Source organism: Arthrobacter echini (assembly GCF_008107445.1).
GTDB lineage: Bacteria > Actinomycetota > Actinomycetes > Actinomycetales > Micrococcaceae > Arthrobacter_D > Arthrobacter_D echini_A.
The window spans coordinates 259775-279024 of sequence record NZ_VSLD01000004.1; the positions used below are offsets into that span (position 1 = coordinate 259775).

The following is a 19250-nucleotide window of genomic DNA, read 5'->3' on the forward strand; positions in this document are numbered from 1 at the left end:
GAGGGGTCTTGACAGCGCCTGCCGCCTGCTGGGCCGGGAGTGGATCGTCCACGGCAGGGACCGCGGGCCGCGCTAGGGTGAATCCATGCTGCGCATCGGACTCACAGGAGGCATCGCCGCAGGGAAATCGGTGGTCGCCCGCCACTTCCGCGACCTCGGCGCCGTCCTCGTGGATGCCGACGTGCTGGCGCGAGCGGCGCTCGAGCCGGGCTCGGAGGGTCTGCACGAGGTTGTCGCGGCCTTCGGTGCGTCGGTGCTCGGGGCCGACGGCGGCCTGGACCGGGCGATGCTCGGCAGGCTCGTGTTCGCCGACGACCGTGCACGGGAGCAGCTGAACGGGATCGTACATCCCCGCGTCCGGTCCGCGGCCGCCCAGCTCATCGCGGCCGCGCCCCAGGACGCGATCGTGGTCGAGGACATCCCGCTCCTCGTCGAGACGGGCCAGGCGCCGCGATTCCACCTCGTCGTCGTCGTCGACGCCCCGGACGAGGAGCGTGTGGCGCGCATGGTGGAGCAGCGCTCCATGGGGCGTTCCGATGCGCTGCAGCGCATCGCCGCGCAGGCGTCGCGGGAGGAGAGGCTGCGCGAGGCCGACGCCGTGCTCGTGAACGACGCCGCCCTGGACGACCTCCTCGCGGCGACCCGGGCGCTCTGGCACGGGCGGGTCGTCCCGTTCCGGGACAATCTCGCGGCGCCCCGGCCCGCCGTCCTGCCGCCGTCGACGACGGAGGGTCTCGCCGGGACGAGCGCGCTCGGCCGACGGATCGTCGCGAAGCTGGAGGCCTCTCTCCCGGAGGGGACGGCCCTCCCTGCGGTCCTGGACGAGGCGGTACGCACCGCGTCCGACGACGTGGCGGCCACCAGCATCCGCCTACCGCTCCGCAGGGCGTCGAAATCAGCTCAGGTGTCCCTCGCCCTGGCAGCCGCCGGCTTCCCCCGGGCTGCCGACCGGGATCACCCCGGTGCCGGCCCGGAGGCCGTCCACCGTTCCGCGGATCCGGCACTCGACGTGGCGATCCTCGTCGCCGCGCCGCACGCCGGAGGAGCCTGACCGGGCGCGGGCCGGGGCGCATTCAGCCTGCAGCACACTCAGGGTGAAGTGTCACTCCCAGGCACTATCTTTGAGGCATGAGTCTTGCGCAGGAGATCAAGCGTGTCGTGGCACCGTTCGAGGTCATCAGCGAGTACACGCCCGCGGGCGACCAGCCGACCGCCATCAAGGAACTCTCGGAGCGCATCAACGCGGGCGAGAAGGACGTGGTGCTGCTCGGCGCCACCGGTACGGGCAAGAGTGCCACCACCGCCTGGCTGATCGAGCAGGTGCAGCGCCCCACCCTGGTCATGGTGCAGAACAAGACGCTCGCCGCGCAGCTGGCCAACGAGTTCCGGGAACTCCTGCCGAACAACGCGGTGGAGTACTTCGTGTCCTACTACGACTACTACCAGCCCGAGGCGTACGTCCCGCAGACCGACACCTTCATCGAGAAGGACTCCTCGATCAACGAGGAGGTGGAGCGCCTCCGCCACTCGGCCACCAACGCGCTCCTGACCCGCCGCGACGTGATCGTCGTCGCCACCGTGTCCTGCATCTACGGGCTCGGCACGCCGGAGGAGTACATCAACAAGATGGTCACCCTGCGGCGCGGGGACCAGATGAACAGGGACGAGCTGCTCCGGCAGTTCGTGGGCATGCAGTACACGCGCAACGACATCGACTTCCACCGCGGCACCTTCCGTGTCCGCGGGGACACCGTGGAGATCATCCCCATGTACGAGGAGCACGCGCTGCGGATCGAGTTCTTCGGGGACGAGGTGGAGAAAATCTACACGCTCGACCCGCTGACGGGCAACGTGATCCGCGAGGAGGAGGAGATGTACGTGTTCCCGGCCTCGCACTACGTGGCCGGCGAGGACCGCATGACGCGTGCCATCAAGGACATCGAGGACGAACTGCAGCAGCGCCTGGCGGAGCTCGAATCGCAGAACAAGCTCGTCGAGGCGCAGCGCCTGCGGATGCGCGTCACCTACGATCTGGAGATGATGCAGCAGATGGGCTTCTGCAACGGCATCGAGAACTACTCCCGGCACATCGACGGCCGCGATCCGGCCTCGGCGCCGCACTGCCTCCTGGACTACTTCCCCGACGACTTCCTGCTGGTCGTCGACGAATCCCACGTGACGATCCCGCAGATCGGTGCCATGTACGAGGGAGACATGTCGCGCAAGCGCACCCTCGTGGACCACGGCTTCCGGCTTCCGTCGGCGATGGACAACCGGCCGCTCAAGTGGGACGAGTTCCAGGACCGTATCGGCCAGACCGTCTATCTCTCGGCGACCCCGGGCAAGTACGAACTCGGCAAGGCCGACGGCTACGTGCAGCAGATCATCCGGCCCACGGGTCTCGTGGACCCCGAGGTGGTGGTGAAGCCGACCAAGGGGCAGATCGACGATCTGCTCGACGAGATCCGCAAGCGCGTGGAGATCAATGAGCGCGTCCTCGTCACGACACTCACCAAGCGCATGGCCGAGGACCTGACGGGGTATCTCCTGGAACACGGGGTGAAGGTCGAGTACCTGCACTCCGACGTCGACACCCTGCGGCGCGTCGAGCTCCTCCGGGAGCTACGGATGGGCACCTTCGACGTGCTCGTGGGCATCAACCTCCTCCGCGAGGGCCTCGACCTGCCGGAGGTCTCGCTCGTGAGCATCCTCGACGCGGACAAGGAGGGCTTCCTCAGGAGCACGACATCGCTGATCCAGACCATCGGCCGCGCTGCCCGCAACGTCTCCGGCGAGGTCCACATGTACGCCGACCGGATCACGGACTCGATGGAGCGCGCGATCGACGAGACGAACAGGCGCCGCGCCATCCAGGTGGCGCACAACCTCGAGCACGGCATCGATCCCACACCGCTGCGCAAGCGTATTGCCGACATCACGGACACCATCAACCGGGAGGACGCCGACACGCGAGCGCTGCTCGAGGAGGCCGCCCGGGGGAAGAAGCCGAAGAGGGGTGCGGGTCGGGCCGAGGGTCTCGCCTCCGTACCGGCGGAGGACCTCACGGATCTCATCCAGCAGCTGACCGATCAGATGCACTCGGCCGCAGCCGATCTGCACTTCGAGCTCGCCGGCCGGCTCCGGGACGAGGTGGGCGACCTGAAGAAGGAGCTCCGGCAGATGCAATCGGCCGGCCACGCCTGAAAGGTGAGGGTCCGGTAGGATCGTGGGGACGTAGGGGAGTATCCCAAGCGCTACGGACGTCAGCACGCGGGGCATCGTCGCTCCGCCGGACGTAGCGGTCAGCCGGCCCGAGGCCGCGGCGGAGAGACTTACGGCAGTCCAGCGCGAACTCCGGAAGGTATCCCATGCCCGAATTGCCCATCGTCTTCGAGGTCGGCACGTTCATCGTGCTCGGCATCATCCTGATGTTCGACCTGCTGCTGGTCGTCAAACGTCCTCACGAGCCCTCCATGAAGGAGGCCGGCCTGTGGGTGGGCTTCTACGTGGGTCTGGCTCTGGTCTTCGCGGTCCTCATGTTCGTGTTCACCGGATCGGAGTACGGCGGGCAGTTCGTCGCGGGCTGGATCACCGAGTACAGCCTCAGCATCGACAACCTCTTCGTGTTCATCATCATCATGGCGCGCTTCTCGGTGCCACGGAAGTACCAGCAGGAAGTGCTGATGATCGGCATCATCATCGCGCTGGTCCTGCGCGGGATCTTCATCGCCCTCGGCGCAGCCGTGATCGAGAACTTCAGCTGGATCTTCTACATCTTCGGGATCTTCCTGCTCTACACCGCCTACAAGCAGGCCACGGACGCGGGCGACGACGAGGAGGACGCGGGTGACAACAGGCTCATCGCCAAGCTGAAGTCCGTGCTGCCGATGTCGCAGTCCTACGACGGCAACAAGATCCGCACCGTGGTCGACGGCAAGAAGGTCTTCACCCCGATGCTCATCGTCTTCGTGACGATCGGCCTCACCGACCTCCTGTTCGCCGTCGACTCCATCCCGGCGATCTTCGGCCTCACGCAAAGCGCCTTCATCGTCTTCACGGCGAACATCTTCGCCCTCATGGGCCTGCGCCAGCTGTACTTCCTGCTGGGCGGCCTCATGACCCGCCTGGTCTACCTCAAGCACGCGCTCTCGGTGATCCTGGCGTTCATCGGTGTGAAGCTCATCCTCCACGCCATGCATGTCAACGAGCTGCCCTTCATCAACGGGGGGGAGCCCATCGAGTGGGCGCCCGAGATCCCGACGTTCGTCTCCCTGGCCGTCATCGTGCTGACGATCGTCGTCGCGGTGGTCGCCAGTCTCATCCGATCCCGGGCGGTCGAGAACGCCGAGGGGCCGGACAACGGGCAGGACCACGAGGCGAACCGCTCCGGAGCGCCCGCCGTGGATCCGGCCCTCGACGAGGCTGCCGACGAGGCCGGGAGGAAGAACCCGCGCCGGCAGCCCTGATCATGCGGGAGGGGCCGGGCCTCAGGGGTCTGGCGTGATCGCGGCGTCGGCGTTCCGGCTGTCGGTCATGGAGAGCAGCCGCTCGAGGATGGCCTCGCCGTCGTCGGCAATACCGTCGTGGTGGAACTCGTCCGTCTCCCACACCTGCAGGTGCCGTACGGCACCGGCGGTGGCCAGCGACAGGCCGCGGTCCACGTAGATGTCGTGGCGGTAGACGGCAGCCGCGACGGGAACCGTGTTCTCCGCGAGGACCGCGGTGTCGTACAGCGGCCCCCAGTCGTCCCTGGCGGCGAGCAGCTCGGCGACGGCGCGCAACGGCCGCAGTGCCGGGTCTTCCTCGAAGTACCAGGGATACACCATCTCGCCGGTCAGGAGCGGCTCCGCGGCGTCCTCGCGGAACTGTGGGTACTCCGCCAGGACGCGCTGCGCGGACCAGGCGGAGGCGGCTCCCTGGCAGTAGATGGACTCGTGCAGCAGCGCGTAGAGCGGCTGCGACGCCCGGCTGACGGGGCCGGCCACCTGTTCGAGGAACGTGGCCGAGAGGCGCGGACCGGAGGGGGTGGACGTGAACGCGTCCTCCAGCAGGTAGTGGAGGCCGTGCACCCTCGTGTTCCCGCCCAGGTAGGACCCGATCAGCTGGAGCCGCCGGGCGGTGAGCCGCTCGCCGCTCGGCAGGTACTCCTCGATGTCGTCGAGGTGACGCATGATGCGGGTCAGGAGGTCCCTGTCCTCCGGGTACCAGGAGAAGTACTCGCGGTTGCGCTCCTCCACGCGGGCGAAGGTGGCCCGGTACACCTGGTCCGGGTGCCCGGTCAGGGGAGCGAGACCACCGGTGATGAGTGCGCGGTCCATCCCCTCCGGCGCGAAGGACAGATAGGTGAGGGTGCAGAAACCGCCGTAGCTCTGGCCGAACACCGCCCACGGGGGGCTGCCGAGACTGCTGCGGATCAGTTCGGCGTCCGCCACGATCGAATCGGCCCGGAAGTGGGAGAGATATGCGGTCTGTGCCTCCGGCGAGGCGAGCGACGCCAGGGTGGCGGCGTCGGCGGGTGTGGAGAGTCCGGTGCCGCGCTGGTCGAGCATGAGAATCCGGAACCGACGCGCAGCGGCCTTCATCCACCCGGTCAGCTGTGTGGTCCGCGCGCCCCGACCGCCGGGGCCGCCCTGCAGGAACAGGAGCCAGGGGAGGTGCGCCACGGCTTCGGTGCTGTGGTCGAGGGAGGAGTACTCGCGCGCGAAGACCTCGATCGTCCCGGAGGAGGGGTCCGCGTGATCGAGCGGGACGTGGAAGACGTGGCCCGTGGCCCGCAGCCCTCGCATCACCGCCGTTCTCCCGACGGTGTGATCGGGTGCTCCCTGTGCGGACGCGTCGGTCGGCAGGTCGGGGCGCCCGTGCAGCGGTTGCACTACGCGGCGGAGTCGGCGAGCGCTGCGACGTCCGCGAGAGCGTCACCCGAGAGGCGGAAGGTGCTCCACTCGGTCTGGTTCGTGGCTCCCAGGTTCTCGTAGAACCGGATGGAGGGTTCGTTCCAGTTCAGGACCGACCACTCGACGCGCGCATAACCGCGCTCCGCCGCGATGGCTGCCAGGGCGGCGAGGAGCGCTTTCCCGTGGCCCGCGCCCCTAGCCTCCGGGCGCACGTAGAGGTCCTCGAGGTGGATGCCGTTGACCCCCTCCCACGTGGAGTAGTTCAGGAACCAGAGGGCAAAACCCTGGATCTGGCCGTCCGCCTCGACAACATGGGCGTAGATGGTGGGCCGGTCCCCGAACAGGGCGTCGCCGAGCGACTCGGCGGTGGTGCGGACCGCATCGGGCTCCCGCTCGTAGACGGCGAGATCGTGGATCAGCTGGAGGATGACCGGGACGTCCGCCGGCCGGGCTGTACGAAGGGTAGACATGCCACCAGCCTAGCCATACGCGGGCAGTATGCCCGTGGATCGCTAGGCCGCCACGGGGGCACCGACACCGAGCACCCGCACCACGGGGCTCCCGGCGTCGTCCGACGCTGCCAGGTCGATCTCGGCGTTGATTCCCCAGTCGCCGTTGCCCTCCGGATCCTTCAGGATCTGGCGGATCCTCCAGGTGCCGGGTTTCTTCTCGATGATGAGCAGATCGGGGCCACGGGCGTCCGGGCCGTCGTCGATGTCCTCGTAATCGGTGAAGTAGCCGTCGAGGGCCTCCGCCCACCGCTCGGCCGTCCAGCCGGAGTCGGCATCCAGCGCACCCAGGGCCTCGTCCTGCTCGTCGGCGAAGAGTTTGACCCGCTGGAACATCTCATTGCGCACCATCACGCGGAATGCACGCTCGTTGGAGGTCACCGAGGGCGGCTCCGGGGGAAGATCGACGGCGTCGTCCGCGGGCCCGGCGAGGACTCCGGCTGCCAGCTGCGTCCACTCGTCGAGGAGGCTGCTGTCGACCTGGCGAACGAGTTCCCCCAACCACTCCACGATGTCGCTGAGGTCCTCGCGGAGGGCCTCGACCGGAACGGTGTGGCGCAGCGCCTTGTAGCAGTCCGCCAGATAGCGCAGCAGGATGCCCTCGGAGCGCGTCAGGGCGTAGAACGCGACGTACTCGCCGAAGCTCATGGCCCGCTCGTACATGTCGCGGACCACGGACTTGGGCGCCAGCTCGAAGTCACCGAGCCAGGGCGCCGACGCGCGGTACACGTCGAAGGACTGCTGCAGCAGCTCCTCCAGCGGCTTCGGGTAACCGATCTCCTCGAGGCGGGCCATCCGCGCGTCGTAGTCGATGCCCTCGGCCTTCATGGCGGCGACGGCCTCGCCGCGGGCCTTCTTCTCCTGCGCGTTGAGCACCTGCCGTGGCTTCTCGAGCGTCGCCTCGATCACGGAGACGACATCGAGCGCGTAGCCGGGCCCGTCCGCATCCAGCAGCTCCAGCGCGGCGAGCGCGAACGGGGACAGCGGCTGATTGAGAGCGAAGTTCGCCTGCAGGTGCACCTTGAGTCTCACCTGCCGGCCGTCGGGCTCGGGTTCGGGGAGCCGTTCCACGATTCCCGCGGTGACGAGTTCACGGTAGATGCCGATGGCACGCCGCATCAGCCGCAGCTGCGAAGCTCGCGTCTCGTGGTTCTCCGTCAGGAGCCGCTTCGCTGCGACGAAGGGGTCGCCGGGACGTTCGAGGAGATTCAGCAGCATGGAGTGGCTGACCGAGAACGACGACGTCAGCGGGTCGGGGGTGCTCTCCACGAGGCGCTCGTAGGTGGGCCGACCCCAGGAGACGAAGCCCTGCTGCGGCTTCTTGCGGACGACCTGGCGGAGTTTCTTCTGGTCGTCGCCGAACTTGGAGACGGCCTTCGCCATGGCCTTTGCGTTCTCGACGACGTGCTCGGGCGCCTGCACCACCACCGTCCCCGCGGTGTCGAACCCGGCACGTCCGGCGCGTCCGGAGATCTGGTGGAACTCCCGGGCGTTGAGCAGGCGGGTGCGGACGCCGTCGTACTTGCTCAGCGCGGTGAGCAGGACGGTGCGGATGGGCACGTTGATGCCTACCCCGAGGGTGTCGGTGCCGCAGATGACCTTGAGCAGCCCGGCCTGGGCGAGCTGCTCCACGAGGCGCCGGTACTTGGGGAGCATGCCCGCGTGGTGGACGCCGATGCCGTGCCGGACCAGGCGGTTGAGGGTCTTGCCGAAGCCGGAGGAGAACCGGAAGGCCGCGATCAGTTCACCGATGCGGTCCTTCTCCTCGCGCGTGCAGATGTTGACGCTCATCAGATTCTGCGCCCGCTCGATGGCCTCGGCTTGGCTGAAGTGCACCACGTAGACCGGTGCCTGGCGGGTGCCCAGCAGTTCCTCGAGCGACTCCTGCACGGGGGTCTCGACGTAGTAGTAGTGCAGGGGGATGGGGCGCTCGACCGAGGTGACGGTGGCCGTCGGGCGCTTCGTGCGCTCCGTGAGCTCCTTCTCGAAGCGGGTCACGTCGCCGAGGGTGGCGGACATCAGGAGGAACTGGGCCTGCGGCAGTTCCAGGAGGGGCACCTGCCAGGCCCATCCACGCTGGGGGTCGGAGTAGAAGTGGAACTCGTCCATGACCACGGTGTCGAGATCCGCCGCCGCGCCCTCGCGGAGCGCGAGATTCGCGAGGATCTCGGCCGTGCAGCAGATGATCGGGGCGTCCTGGTTGACGCCGGAGTCGCCCGTGATCATGCCGACGTTCTCGGCACCGAAGATCTCGATCAGGGCGAAGAACTTCTCGGACACGAGGGCCTTGATCGGCGCCGTGTAGTAGCTCGTCCTCCCGTCGGAGAACGATTTGAGGTGCGCTGCGATCGCGACGAGCGACTTGCCCGAGCCGGTCGGCGTCGCCAGGATCACGTTGTTGCCCGAGACGAGTTCCATGGCCGCCTCGTCCTGCGCGGGGTAGAGGGTCAGCCCTCGGGCCGTGGTCCATGCCGTGAACGCCTCGTACACCGCGTCCGCGGTGAGTCGGCCGTCGTCGTGCCGGGGAAGGTGCTCTTGGATCCTCATGGTCCGTTCAGCCTACCGGGGCCGTGACGGGGTGGCTCATGCGCCGGTAGGGGTGGCTCATGCGCCGGGAGGGACGGCTCCCCGCCCCGCCGGCCGGGCTCCTACCAGCCGCGCTGCCTCCACCCGGCGAGCGAGCCGCGCTCGGCGCCCAGCGTGGTCCCCGCGCCGTGACCGGGGTGAACGAGGGTGTCATCCGCCAGCTCGTCGAACACGCGGGCAGTGACGTCGTCGAGGAGGGTGGTGAAATCCTCGGCCGACGTCGTCCGTCCCACACCCCCGGGGAAGAGCGAGTCCCCCGTGAAGAGATGCGCCGGCCCGTGCGGGTCCCGATAGAGCAGCGCCACGGATCCGGGGGTGTGCCCCCGGAGGTGCAGGGCCTCGAGCTCGAAGCCCTCGAAGGACCCGACCTGCCGGTGGTGCAGCGGGACATCCGTGGGGACCTCGATGTCCGCGACGTCGTCGGCCCCTGCGGCCGTGCGGGCCTTCGTCGCCTCCCGCACGTCGGCCAGGGCCCGCACGTGGTCCCAGTGGGAGTGCGTGGTGATGATCAGGGCCACCCGCACCTCGGCCTCCGTGTCCTCCTGCGCGTCCGCGATGAGCGCCAGGATCGCCGTGGGATCGTCCGCGGCGTCGATCAACACCTGTGCCCCGGAGGACTTGGAGGTCAGCAGATAGACGTTGTTGTCCATCTCGGAGACGGAGATACTGCGGATCGTGACTTCGCTGAGGTCATACATGGCTCCAGTGTAGGGAGTACGCCGGTGGGGGGAATGGACCGACGGTAGGGTTCTGGCACGGGGCCCGTCCGGTTCCCGACGAACCCGAGGGAAGGTGGACGGCATGGAGCAGGGCATTCCCCGCTGGCTCACGCTCGACGCCGCCAGCGCCACCCCACCGTTCGAGCAGCTCAAGCAGGCCGTCCTCGCTGCCGCCAACTCCGGCACGGCAGCCGTGGGGACCCGGCTCCCGCCCGTGCGCACACTGGCCACCCATCTCGGGATCGCCGCCAACACCGTTGCCCGCGCGTACCGCGAACTCGAGCAGTCCGGTGTCGTGGAGACCCGCGGACGAGCCGGCACACTCATCGCGGCAGGGGGCGACGACGCGCGTCGTCGGGTGGCCGACGCCGCCGAGGCGCTCGCCGCCGTCGTGCACTCGGCCGGCCTCCCGGAGGCCGACGCGGTCGCCATCGTCAGGGCAGCATTGCGCCGAGCGTGAACGACACCGGAGGATGCGCCAGTACGGCGCGGAAGCAGCCTAATTAGAAGATGTCTTCGAAGCGGGTTTCACCTACAGTTATCGGGTGTCTATAGCAAATTCCCTCGAGCAGCATGCCCACAACCCGGAGCCGGCCCCGCAGGATCTGTCCCGGTTGATCGTCAAGGGCGCTCGCGAACACAACCTGCGCAACGTCGACCTCGACCTGCCGCGCGACGCCATGATCGTCTTCACCGGCCTGTCCGGATCGGGGAAGTCGTCCCTCGCCTTCGACACCATCTTCGCCGAGGGCCAGCGCCGCTACGTCGAGTCGCTCTCCGCGTACGCGCGCCAGTTCCTCGGCCAGGTGGACAAGCCCGACGTCGACTTCATCGAGGGGCTCTCGCCCGCGGTCTCGATCGACCAGAAATCCACGAGCAAGAACCCGCGGTCCACCGTGGGAACCATCACCGAGATCTACGACTACATGCGCCTGCTGTGGGCGCGCGTGGGCCGTCCGCACTGCCCGGTCTGCGGGGAGCCCGTGGCCAAGCAGACTCCCCAGCAGATCGTGGACCAGCTGCTCGAGCTCGACGAGGGGACGCGGTTCCAGGTCCTCGCGCCCGTGGTCCGGGCGCGCAAGGGCGAGTTCGTCGATCTGTTCTCCGAGCTCACGGCGAAGGGTTACTCCCGCGCCCGGGTGGACGGCACACTGATCCAGCTCAGCGATCCGCCGAAGCTGGGCAAGCAGTACAAGCACACCATCGAGGTGATCGTGGACCGCCTGGTGGTCAAGGGCGGAATCCAGCAGCGGCTCACCGACTCCGTCGAGACGGCGTTGAAACTCGCCGACGGGCGGGTGCTGGCCGAGTTCGTGGACCTTCCCGAGGACGACGCGAAGCGCCTCCAGGCCTACTCCGAGCACCTGGCGTGCCCCAACGAGCACCCGCTGGCCATCGACGAGGTGGAACCGCGGTCGTTCTCGTTCAACAACCCCTTCGGCGCGTGCCCCGCGTGCACCGGGATCGGGACGAAGCTGGAGGTCGACGAGGAACTCGTCGTCCCCAACCCGGATCTCAGCCTGGCCGAGGGCGCCATCGCGCCCTGGTCGCTCGGCACCGCGACGCTGGAGTACTGGACGCGACTCCTGCAGGGCCTCGCCACCGAACTGAAATTCGATATCGACACACCCTGGCGCAAGCTCCCGGACCGCGCACGTGAGGCTGCGCTGTACGGGAAGGACCACAAGGTCGTGGTGCAGTACCGCAACCGCTTCGGCCGGGAGCGCAAGTACAGCACCGGGTTCGAGGGCGCCATCCAGTACATCCAGCGCAAGCACCTGGAGACGGAGTCCGAGCATGCACGCGACCGCTACGAGGAGTACATGCGGCAGATCCCGTGCCCCACGTGCGGCGGTGCCCGGCTGAATCCCGCGTCCCTGTCGGTCCTGATCAACGGTCGCTCCATCGCGGAGGTCTCCGCCATGCCGATGCGCGACTGCGCCGAGTTCCTCGACAATCTCGTGCTCACGGGGCGCGAGGCGCAGATCGCCAACCAGGTCCTCAAGGAGATCCAGGCGCGGCTGACCTTCCTGCTCGACGTCGGCCTCGAGTACCTGAATCTCGAACGCGCGTCGGGCACGCTCTCCGGCGGGGAGGCCCAGCGCCTCCGGCTCGCCACGCAGATCGGCTCCGGGCTCGTCGGCGTGCTCTACGTCCTCGACGAGCCCTCCATCGGCCTGCACCAGCGGGACAACCGGCGGCTCATCGAGACCCTCACGCGCCTGCGGAACCTCGGGAACACCCTGATCGTCGTCGAACACGACGAGGACACCATCGCGGAGGCCGACTGGATCGTCGACATCGGTCCGGGTGCTGGGGAACACGGCGGTGAGGTGGTGCACTCGGGGCTGCTCGAGGATCTGCTCACCAACGAGAGATCGCTGACCGGGGACTACCTGGCCGGACGGCGTCGCATCGAGACACCCGTGAAGCGCCGCAAGATCGACAGGTCCCGGCAGCTGAAGATCGTCGGTGCCAGGGAGCACAACCTGACGAATGTCGATGCGACCATCCCACTCGGTGTCCTCACCGCCGTCACCGGCGTCAGCGGGTCCGGCAAGTCCACGCTCGTCAACGACATCCTCTACAAGGTGCTGGCCAACAAGCTCAATGGCGCCAAGCAGGTTGCCGGACGGCACAAGCGGATCGACGGCCTGGAACACCTGGACAAGGTCATCCACGTGGACCAGAGTCCCATCGGGCGGACACCGCGCTCCAACCCGGCAACCTATACGGGCGTCTTCGACAACATCCGCAAGCTGTTCGCCGAGACCACCGAGGCGAAGGTCCGCGGGTATCTGCCCGGCCGCTTCTCGTTCAACGTCAAGGGCGGGCGCTGCGAGGCGTGCTCCGGCGACGGCACGCTGAAGATCGAGATGAACTTCCTGCCCGACGTCTACGTCCCGTGCGAGGTGTGCCACGGCGCACGGTACAACCGGGAGACGCTGGAGGTGCACTACAAGGGCAAGACCATCGCGGACGTGCTCGACATGCCGATCGAGGAGGGCGCCGAGTTCTTCGCCGCCTTCAGCCCGATCGCCCGCCACCTGAAGACGCTGGTGGAGGTGGGTCTCGGGTACGTACGCCTGGGGCAGCCGGCCACGACCCTCTCTGGCGGGGAGGCGCAGCGCGTGAAGCTCGCGAGCGAGCTGCAGAAGCGATCCAACGGCCGCAGCGTCTACGTACTCGACGAGCCCACGACAGGCCTGCACTTCGAGGACATCCGCAAGCTCCTGCTCGTGCTGCAGGGCCTGGTGGACAAGGGCAACACCGTGATCACGATCGAGCACAATCTCGACGTGATCAAGAGCGCGGACTGGGTGATCGACCTGGGCCCCGACGGTGGTTCCGGTGGTGGCCAGATCATCGCCACGGGGACGCCCGAGCAGGTCGCCAGGAACGAGCGGAGCTACACGGGCGCCTTCCTGAAGGAACTGTTCGAGAAGGCTGCCCGCTAGGGTGGCTCCGACCTACTCGCTGGTCCTCTTCGATCTCGACGGCACCCTCGTGGATCCGGCGGGAGCGATCACGGACGGGATCGGTGCCGCGCTGCGCAGTCACGGCTTCGAGGTCCCCGACGAGGAGACCCTGCACGCGATGGTGGGACCTGCCCTGGTCCAGTCGCTCACCGCGGTCGCCGGCGTCCCCGCTGACGCCGTCCGTGACGTCGTCGCGACGTACCGTGCCGGGTATCTGTCGACCGGCCTGCAGCAGAGCCGTCCCTACCCCGGAGTGATCGAGTGTGTGCGGGCGCTGGCCGACGATGGTGCGGTGGTCGCCGTGGCGACCCAGAAGCCCGAGTGGCTCGCGGAGGAGCTCCTGACCGTCCAGGGCATGCGGCACCTCTTCGCGTCCGTGCACGGCTCCCCCCGGGACGAGAGCCGCACCATCGGCGGGAAGACCCCGATCATCCGGGCAGCGCTCGAGGCGCACCCGCACGCTGCGGGGCGGGCCGTGATGATCGGTGACCGCCGGCACGACGTCGAGGGTGCACTGGCCAACGGCATCGCCTGCATCGGCGTGGACTGGGGCTTCGCCGCTCCCGGCGAACTGGAGGGCGCCGGCGCCCTCGCCGTCGTGCACTCCGCCGGTGAACTGTCGACCCTCATCCAAGGAAATCCCTGATCCTTCGCCAGGAACCACCCACGTGGGTCCCGCCGCACTCAGCGGTCAGCGGACAGACAGGCCCCACGTCGGGGTGTGTCACCGCCCAGCCCTAGGATTGAAGCCGTGGCGAACCCAGTGGCATACCGGCCGAAGACCGGCGAGATTCCCCTCGATCCCGGCGTCTACCGCTTCCGCGACGAGCACGGCCGCGTCATCTACGTGGGCAAGGCGAAGAATCTCCGATCACGCCTGAACTCCTATTTCGCCAACCCGCAGTCCCTGTTGCCGCGCACCCGGTCCATGGTCTTCACGGCGGCGAGCGTGGAATGGACCGTCGTGGGCAGCGAACTCGAGGCCCTGCAGCTCGAGTACACGTGGATCAAGGAGTTCGATCCGCGGTTCAACATCATGTTCCGCGACGACAAGTCGTACCCGTACCTCGCCGTGACCATGGGGGAGAAGTATCCGCGCGTGCAGGTCATGCGGGGCGACAAGAAGAAGGACACCCGTTACTTCGGCCCCTTCTACCCGGCGAAGGCCATCCGCGAGACCGTCGACACCATGCTCCGTGTCTTCCCGGTGCGCACCTGCAGCTCCGGGGTGTTCAAGCGGGCCGAGCGGACGGGGCGCCCCTGCCTCCTCGGCTACATCGACAAGTGCTCGGCGCCCTGCGTGGGGCGGATCAGCCCCGAGGACCACCGGGAGCTCGCCCACGACTTCTGCGACTTCATGGCCGGCGACTCGAAGAAGTTCATCTCGGGCCTCGAGCAAAAGATGAAGGAGGCCGTCGCCGAGCTCGACTACGAGTCTGCTGCTCGCCTGCGCGACGACATCGCCGCACTGCGCCGCGTGTTCGAGCGCAACACCGTGGTGCTGAGCGAGGACACCGACGCGGACATCTTCGCGCTCCGGGAGGACGAGCTGGAAGCCTCGGCCCAGGTCTTCCACGTGCGCGGCGGCCGGATCCGCGGGCAGCGCGGCTGGATGGTCGAGAAGGTCGAGGACATGGACACGCCGGACCTCGTGGAGCACCTGCTCCAGCAGGTCTACGGCGAGGGCAGCAGCAGCAACGAGCAGATCCCGCGGGAGGTGCTCGTCCCCGTGCTCCCCAGCAACCAGGAGCAGATGCTGGAGTGGCTCCGCGGACTCCGTGGGGCGCGGGTCGACGTACGGGTACCCCAGCGTGGCGACAAGGCAACCCTCATGAGTACCGTGGGGCAGAACGCCGCGGATGCCCTGCGCCTCCACAAGAGCCGGCGCGCCGGGGACATCACCACGCGTTCAGCAGCGCTCCAGGAACTGCAGGAGGCACTCGACCTCCCGCAGCCGCTCATGCGCATCGAGTGCTTCGACATCTCCCACGTCCAGGGCACCAATGTCGTGGCGTCCATGGTCGTCGTCGAGGACGGCCTGCCGCGGAAGTCCGAGTACCGGAAGTTCTCGATCACCGGGGAGGCGGCCCGCGACGACACCGCGTCCATGTACGACGTCGTCCACCGCCGTTTCAGGAACTACCTCGCAGGCAGGGCCGTCCCACCTCCGGTGGGCGATGCCCCCGATCGCCCGGTCGACGACGACGCATCGGTGATCGACCACCCCGACGCGGTGGCTGCCGTGCCCGACGACGCTGCCGCCACGTCGGTAGGGGATGCGGGGGTGCACGACGGTCAGCCGATCAGCGACACGACGACGGCCACCACCCGGAACAGATTCGCCTACCCTCCGAATCTTGTCGTGGTCGATGGAGGGCCGCCGCAGGTGGCAGCGGCCTCCCGCGCGCTCGAGGACCTTCGCATCGACGACGTGTACGTGATCGGCCTCGCGAAGCGACTCGAGGAGGTCTGGGTACAGGACAGCGAATTCCCCGTGATCCTGCCGCGTGCCTCCGAGGGCCTGTTCATGCTCCAGCGCATCCGCGACGAGGCCCATCGCTTCGCGATCACCTTCCACCGCCAGAAGCGTGGAGCATCGATGACGGCGTCGGCGCTGGACGAGATCGCCGGGCTGGGGCCGGCGAAGCGCAAGGCCCTCCTCAAGCACTTCGGATCGGTCAAGAAGATCCGTGGTGCCTCGGTGGAGGAGCTCGTGGGTGTGCAGGGGATCGGCCCGGCCCTCGCGGCGACCATCCGGACCTCGCTGTCCGATGTGCCCGACGACGCCGCGGCGCCGGCGGTCAACATGGCCACGGGCGAGATCATCGAGAGTTAGCTAGGCTGGGCGGGCGGCTGCAGGAAGACCGCCCCAGAGACCACACCAGGGCTGCCCGCACTGCGGGTTCCCCGTCGAGCCGGAACGGATGCACCACGATGACTGAGGCCACGAGTCTGACTCCGGTCAAACCGCCCGAATCGGAGCTGCTCGTGGTGACCGGCATGTCCGGCGCCGGCCGCAGCACGGCGGCGAACGCCCTGGAGGACCATGGCTGGTACGTCGTGGAGAACCTGCCACCCCAGATGCTGAGCACCCTCACGGAACTGGTCGCCCGGACGCCGGACTCCATCCCGAAGCTCGCCGTCGTGATGGACGTCCGCGGCAAGGAGCTCTTCAGTGAGATGAAGACCGCGCTCGACGGTCTCCGCGCCGCGGGCATGAACTACCGCGTCCTCTACCTCGACGCCTCCGACGCCGTCCTGGTGCGCCGGTTCGAGCAGGGCCGCCGCCCGCATCCCCTGCAGGGCGACGGGCGCATCCTCGACGGCATCGCCGCGGAGCGCGAGCTGCTCACGGTGCTCAAGCAGTCGTCCGACATCGTGATCGACACCACCGAGCTGAACGTCCACGCCCTGGCCACGAGTGTCACCGAACTGTTCTCCGACTCCGGCCCGATCGTACTGCGCATCAACGTGATGAGCTTCGGCTTCAAGTACGGACTCCCGGTGGATGCGAACTTCGTCGCGGACGTACGCTTCATCCCCAATCCCCACTGGGTGCCCGCGCTGCGCCCCCACACAGGGCTCGACCCGCAGGTGCGTGACTACGTCCTGGGAGCGCAGGGCGCCGGGGACTTCATCGACCGGTACGTGCACGCGCTCGTCCCCGCGCTCGACGGGTACCGCCGGGAGAACAAGCACTACGCCACCCTCGCCATCGGATGCACCGGGGGAAAGCACCGCTCGGTGGCCGTGACGGAGGACATCGCGCAGCGCCTGGCGCAACTTCCCGGGGTGCAGGTGACCGCGCACCACCGCGATCTCGGTCGCGAGTAGTGGCGCTGTTCTCCGGGCCTCTGCCGCTCATCCCGCCTGCGGGCCGCGGACACGGGGGCCACGGTACCCAACCCTCCGTCGTCGCCCTCGGTGGTGGCCACGGGCTGTCCTCGTCCCTGTCCGCCCTGAGACTGCTGACCCAGGAGCTGACGGCCGTGGTCACCGTCGCCGACGACGGCGGATCCTCCGGCCGCCTGCGGCGGGAACTCGGCGTCCTGCCACCGGGTGATCTCCGCATGGCGCTGGCGGCCCTGTGCGACGACACCGACTGGGGCAGGACGTGGCGCGATGTGATGCAGCACCGCTTCACCTCGAAGGACGGTGCCGAGGGATCGCTCGACGACCATGCCATGGGCAATCTGCTGATCGTCACGCTGTGGGAACTCCTCGGGGACCCGGTGGCCGGACTCCAGTGGGCCGGGGCGCTCCTGGGTGCCAGGGGCACGGTCCTGCCGATGGCCAGTGTTCCGCTCACCATCGAGGGGGACATCCTCAGCGAGAGCCAGGGCTCCCTGCGCGTCAGCACCGTCACCGGTCAGGCGAAGCTCGCGGTGGCCGCCGATGTGGGCAACGTGGGTGACGTCCGGTTGCTGCCGGCGGGCGCCCCCGCCTGCCAGGACGCGCTGGAGGCCGTGGAACTCGCGGACTGGGTCATTCTCGGACCCGGCTCCTGGTACACGTCGGTGCTGCCGCACCTGCTGCTCCCGGAGCTGCGTGACGCCCTGTGCCGTACCTCGGCACGGCGCTGCCTGACCATGAACCTGAGCAACGACACCAAGGAGACCCAGGGCATGAGCGCGGTGGACCACCTCACCGTGATCTCCCGCTACGCGCCCGACTTCACCGTCGACGTGGTCCTCGCCGATCCGTCCGTGGTGGGCGACCGTGCGGACTTCGAGCGTGCGGCCGCCCGGCTGGGCGGGCGGGCCGTTTTCGGTACAGTAGGGGTTTCGACCGGTAAGCCCGTCCACGATCCACTGCGGCTGGCAACGTCCTACAACGACATGTTCGGTGAGAACTAGGAGTTTTTCCGTGGCCCTGACCGCTGATGTCAAAGAGGAGCTGTCGCACCTCGAGGTCAAGAAATCGTCGGTCCGGAAGGCCGAGGTGTCCGCCCTCCTCAGATTCGCGGGGGGCCTCCACATCATCTCGGGCCGGATCGTCATCGAGGCGGAGGTGGACCTCGCGTCGACCGCGAGGCGCCTGCGCACAGCCATCGCCGAGGTCTACGGTCACCCCAGCGAGATCGTCGTGGTGACGGGTGGAGGCTTCCGGCGCGGCAGCCGCTACGTGCTCCGGGTGGTCCGCGACGGCGAGTCGCTCGCCCGACAGACCGGCCTGCTCGACAGCCGCGGCCGGCCCGTGCGCGGTCTCCCGTCCGCCGTCGTCAACGGTTCGACGTCGGACGCCGAGGCGGTCTGGCGTGGCGCCTTCCTCGCCCACGGGTCACTGACCGAACCCGGCCGCTCCTCGTCCCTCGAGGTGACCTGTCCGGGACCGGAATCGGCCCTCGCGCTCGTCGGAGCAGCGCGGCGGCTCGACATCGCGGCCAAGGCCCGCGAGGTGCGCGGCGTCGATCGCGTGGTCATCCGGGACGGCGACACGATCGCCGCGCTCCTGACCCGGATGGGCGCCCACGACGCCCTGATGATGTGGGAGGAGCGCCGCATGCGCAAGGAGGTTCGTGCCACGGCGAACCGCCTGGCCAATTTCGACGACGCCAATCTGCGGCGCTCGGCGCAGGCTGCCGTCGCAGCGGGGGCCCGCGTGGAGCGGGCGCTGGAGATCCTCGCCGGTAGCGTTCCCGAGCACCTCCGGTACGCGGGGGAGCTGAGGGTGGCACACAAGCAGGCGAGCCTCGACGAGCTCGGCCGTCTCGCTGATCCGCCGATGACGAAGGACGCCATCGCGGGGCGGATCCGGAGATTGCTCGCGATGGCCGACAGGAAGGCGACGGACACCGGGATCCCCGGGACGGACGCCAATGTCACCGCCGACATGCTCGAGGAGTGAAGGAGTGCATAGGATGGAGCAGGAAGCCCGCTTCCCACCGAGCGGGGCGCAGGCCCGCGGGGCCGGACCAGCGCGGACGCATCGGACCGATCAGGAGGATTGTATGAGCGAGTACGTACTGCCGGATCTGGACTACGACTACGCGGCCCTGGAGCCGCACATCTCGGGCCGGATCATGGAACTGCATCACTCCAAGCACCACGCCACCTACGTCAA

Annotated in this window: 14 protein-coding genes and 1 pseudogene; 11 read left to right on the forward strand and 4 right to left on the reverse strand. The window is 68.4% G+C overall.

The features are described 5' to 3' along the window. Window positions 1-85 precede the first annotated feature (85 nt). The 3 genes from coaE (at window position 86) to FQ377_RS10420 (ending at window position 4466) form a co-directional block, all read left to right on the forward strand. On the forward strand, window positions 86-1051 hold the full coding sequence (coaE, locus tag FQ377_RS10410; protein ID WP_148601181.1) for a dephospho-CoA kinase: 966 nt from the start codon (window positions 86-88) through the stop codon (window positions 1049-1051). A gap of 77 nt (window positions 1052-1128) precedes the next feature. Then, window positions 1129-3204 (forward strand): excinuclease ABC subunit UvrB, encoded by a 2076-nt coding sequence (uvrB, locus tag FQ377_RS10415; protein ID WP_148601182.1) that lies wholly within the window; start codon window positions 1129-1131, stop codon window positions 3202-3204. A 164-nt stretch (window positions 3205-3368) separates the two neighbouring features. Further along, window positions 3369-4466, forward strand: a complete 1098-nt coding sequence (locus tag FQ377_RS10420; protein ID WP_148601183.1) for a TerC family protein — start codon at window positions 3369-3371, stop codon at window positions 4464-4466. 21 nt (window positions 4467-4487) lie between these two features. Here FQ377_RS10420 and FQ377_RS10425 read toward each other — a convergent pair whose 3' ends face one another. From FQ377_RS10425 to FQ377_RS10440, 4 genes are all read right to left on the reverse strand, one after another. Beyond that, window positions 4488-5786: an alpha/beta fold hydrolase gene (locus tag FQ377_RS10425; RefSeq protein ID WP_148601225.1), complete on the reverse strand. Its 1299-nt coding sequence runs from the start codon at window positions 5784-5786 to the stop codon at window positions 4488-4490. Window positions 5787-5872: 86 nt separating this feature from the next. Continuing rightward, the gene (locus FQ377_RS10430) at window positions 5873-6364 is read right to left on the reverse strand and encodes a GNAT family N-acetyltransferase (protein ID WP_148601184.1); all 492 of its coding nucleotides are present in this window, start codon (window positions 6362-6364) and stop codon (window positions 5873-5875) included. 42 nt (window positions 6365-6406) lie between these two features. Next, window positions 6407-8950 carry a DEAD/DEAH box helicase gene (locus FQ377_RS10435; protein WP_148601185.1) on the reverse strand — a complete coding sequence of 848 codons (2544 nt, stop codon included), beginning with the start codon at window positions 8948-8950 and terminating at the stop codon, window positions 6407-6409. A 101-nt stretch (window positions 8951-9051) separates the two neighbouring features. Next, window positions 9052-9687, reverse strand: coding sequence for an MBL fold metallo-hydrolase (locus tag FQ377_RS10440; protein ID WP_148601186.1), 636 nt, complete (start codon window positions 9685-9687; stop codon window positions 9052-9054). Window positions 9688-9790: 103 nt separating this feature from the next. Between FQ377_RS10440 and FQ377_RS10445 the strand changes: the two genes are divergently transcribed. The 8 genes and pseudogenes from FQ377_RS10445 to FQ377_RS10480 form a co-directional block, all read left to right on the forward strand. Further along, complete coding sequence (locus tag FQ377_RS10445; protein ID WP_187393326.1) at window positions 9791-10168, forward strand: GntR family transcriptional regulator; 378 nt, start codon at window positions 9791-9793, stop codon at window positions 10166-10168. A gap of 85 nt (window positions 10169-10253) precedes the next feature. Beyond that, the gene (gene uvrA / locus FQ377_RS10450; protein ID WP_148601187.1) at window positions 10254-13166 is read left to right on the forward strand and encodes an excinuclease ABC subunit UvrA; all 2913 of its coding nucleotides are present in this window, start codon (window positions 10254-10256) and stop codon (window positions 13164-13166) included. Window position 13167: 1 nt separating this feature from the next. Beyond that, the gene (locus FQ377_RS10455) at window positions 13168-13833 is read left to right on the forward strand and encodes an HAD hydrolase-like protein (RefSeq protein WP_262364397.1); all 666 of its coding nucleotides are present in this window, start codon (window positions 13168-13170) and stop codon (window positions 13831-13833) included. 105 nt (window positions 13834-13938) lie between these two features. After that, window positions 13939-16023 (forward strand): excinuclease ABC subunit UvrC, encoded by a 2085-nt coding sequence (uvrC, locus tag FQ377_RS10460; RefSeq protein ID WP_148601188.1) that lies wholly within the window; start codon window positions 13939-13941, stop codon window positions 16021-16023. A gap of 98 nt (window positions 16024-16121) precedes the next feature. Continuing rightward, on the forward strand, window positions 16122-17021 hold the full coding sequence (gene rapZ / locus FQ377_RS10465) for an RNase adapter RapZ (RefSeq protein ID WP_148601189.1): 900 nt from the start codon (window positions 16122-16124) through the stop codon (window positions 17019-17021). Then, window positions 17021-18043, forward strand: coding sequence for a gluconeogenesis factor YvcK family protein (locus tag FQ377_RS10470; RefSeq protein ID WP_148601190.1), 1023 nt, complete (start codon window positions 17021-17023; stop codon window positions 18041-18043). The genes rapZ and FQ377_RS10470 overlap by 1 nt, the downstream gene beginning before the upstream one ends. 10 nt (window positions 18044-18053) lie before the next feature. Further along, window positions 18054-19034, forward strand: coding sequence for a DNA-binding protein WhiA (gene whiA / locus FQ377_RS10475; protein ID WP_148601191.1), 981 nt, complete (start codon window positions 18054-18056; stop codon window positions 19032-19034). A gap of 103 nt (window positions 19035-19137) precedes the next feature. Next, window positions 19138-19250, forward strand: a pseudogene (locus tag FQ377_RS10480) (superoxide dismutase); the annotation flags it as partial.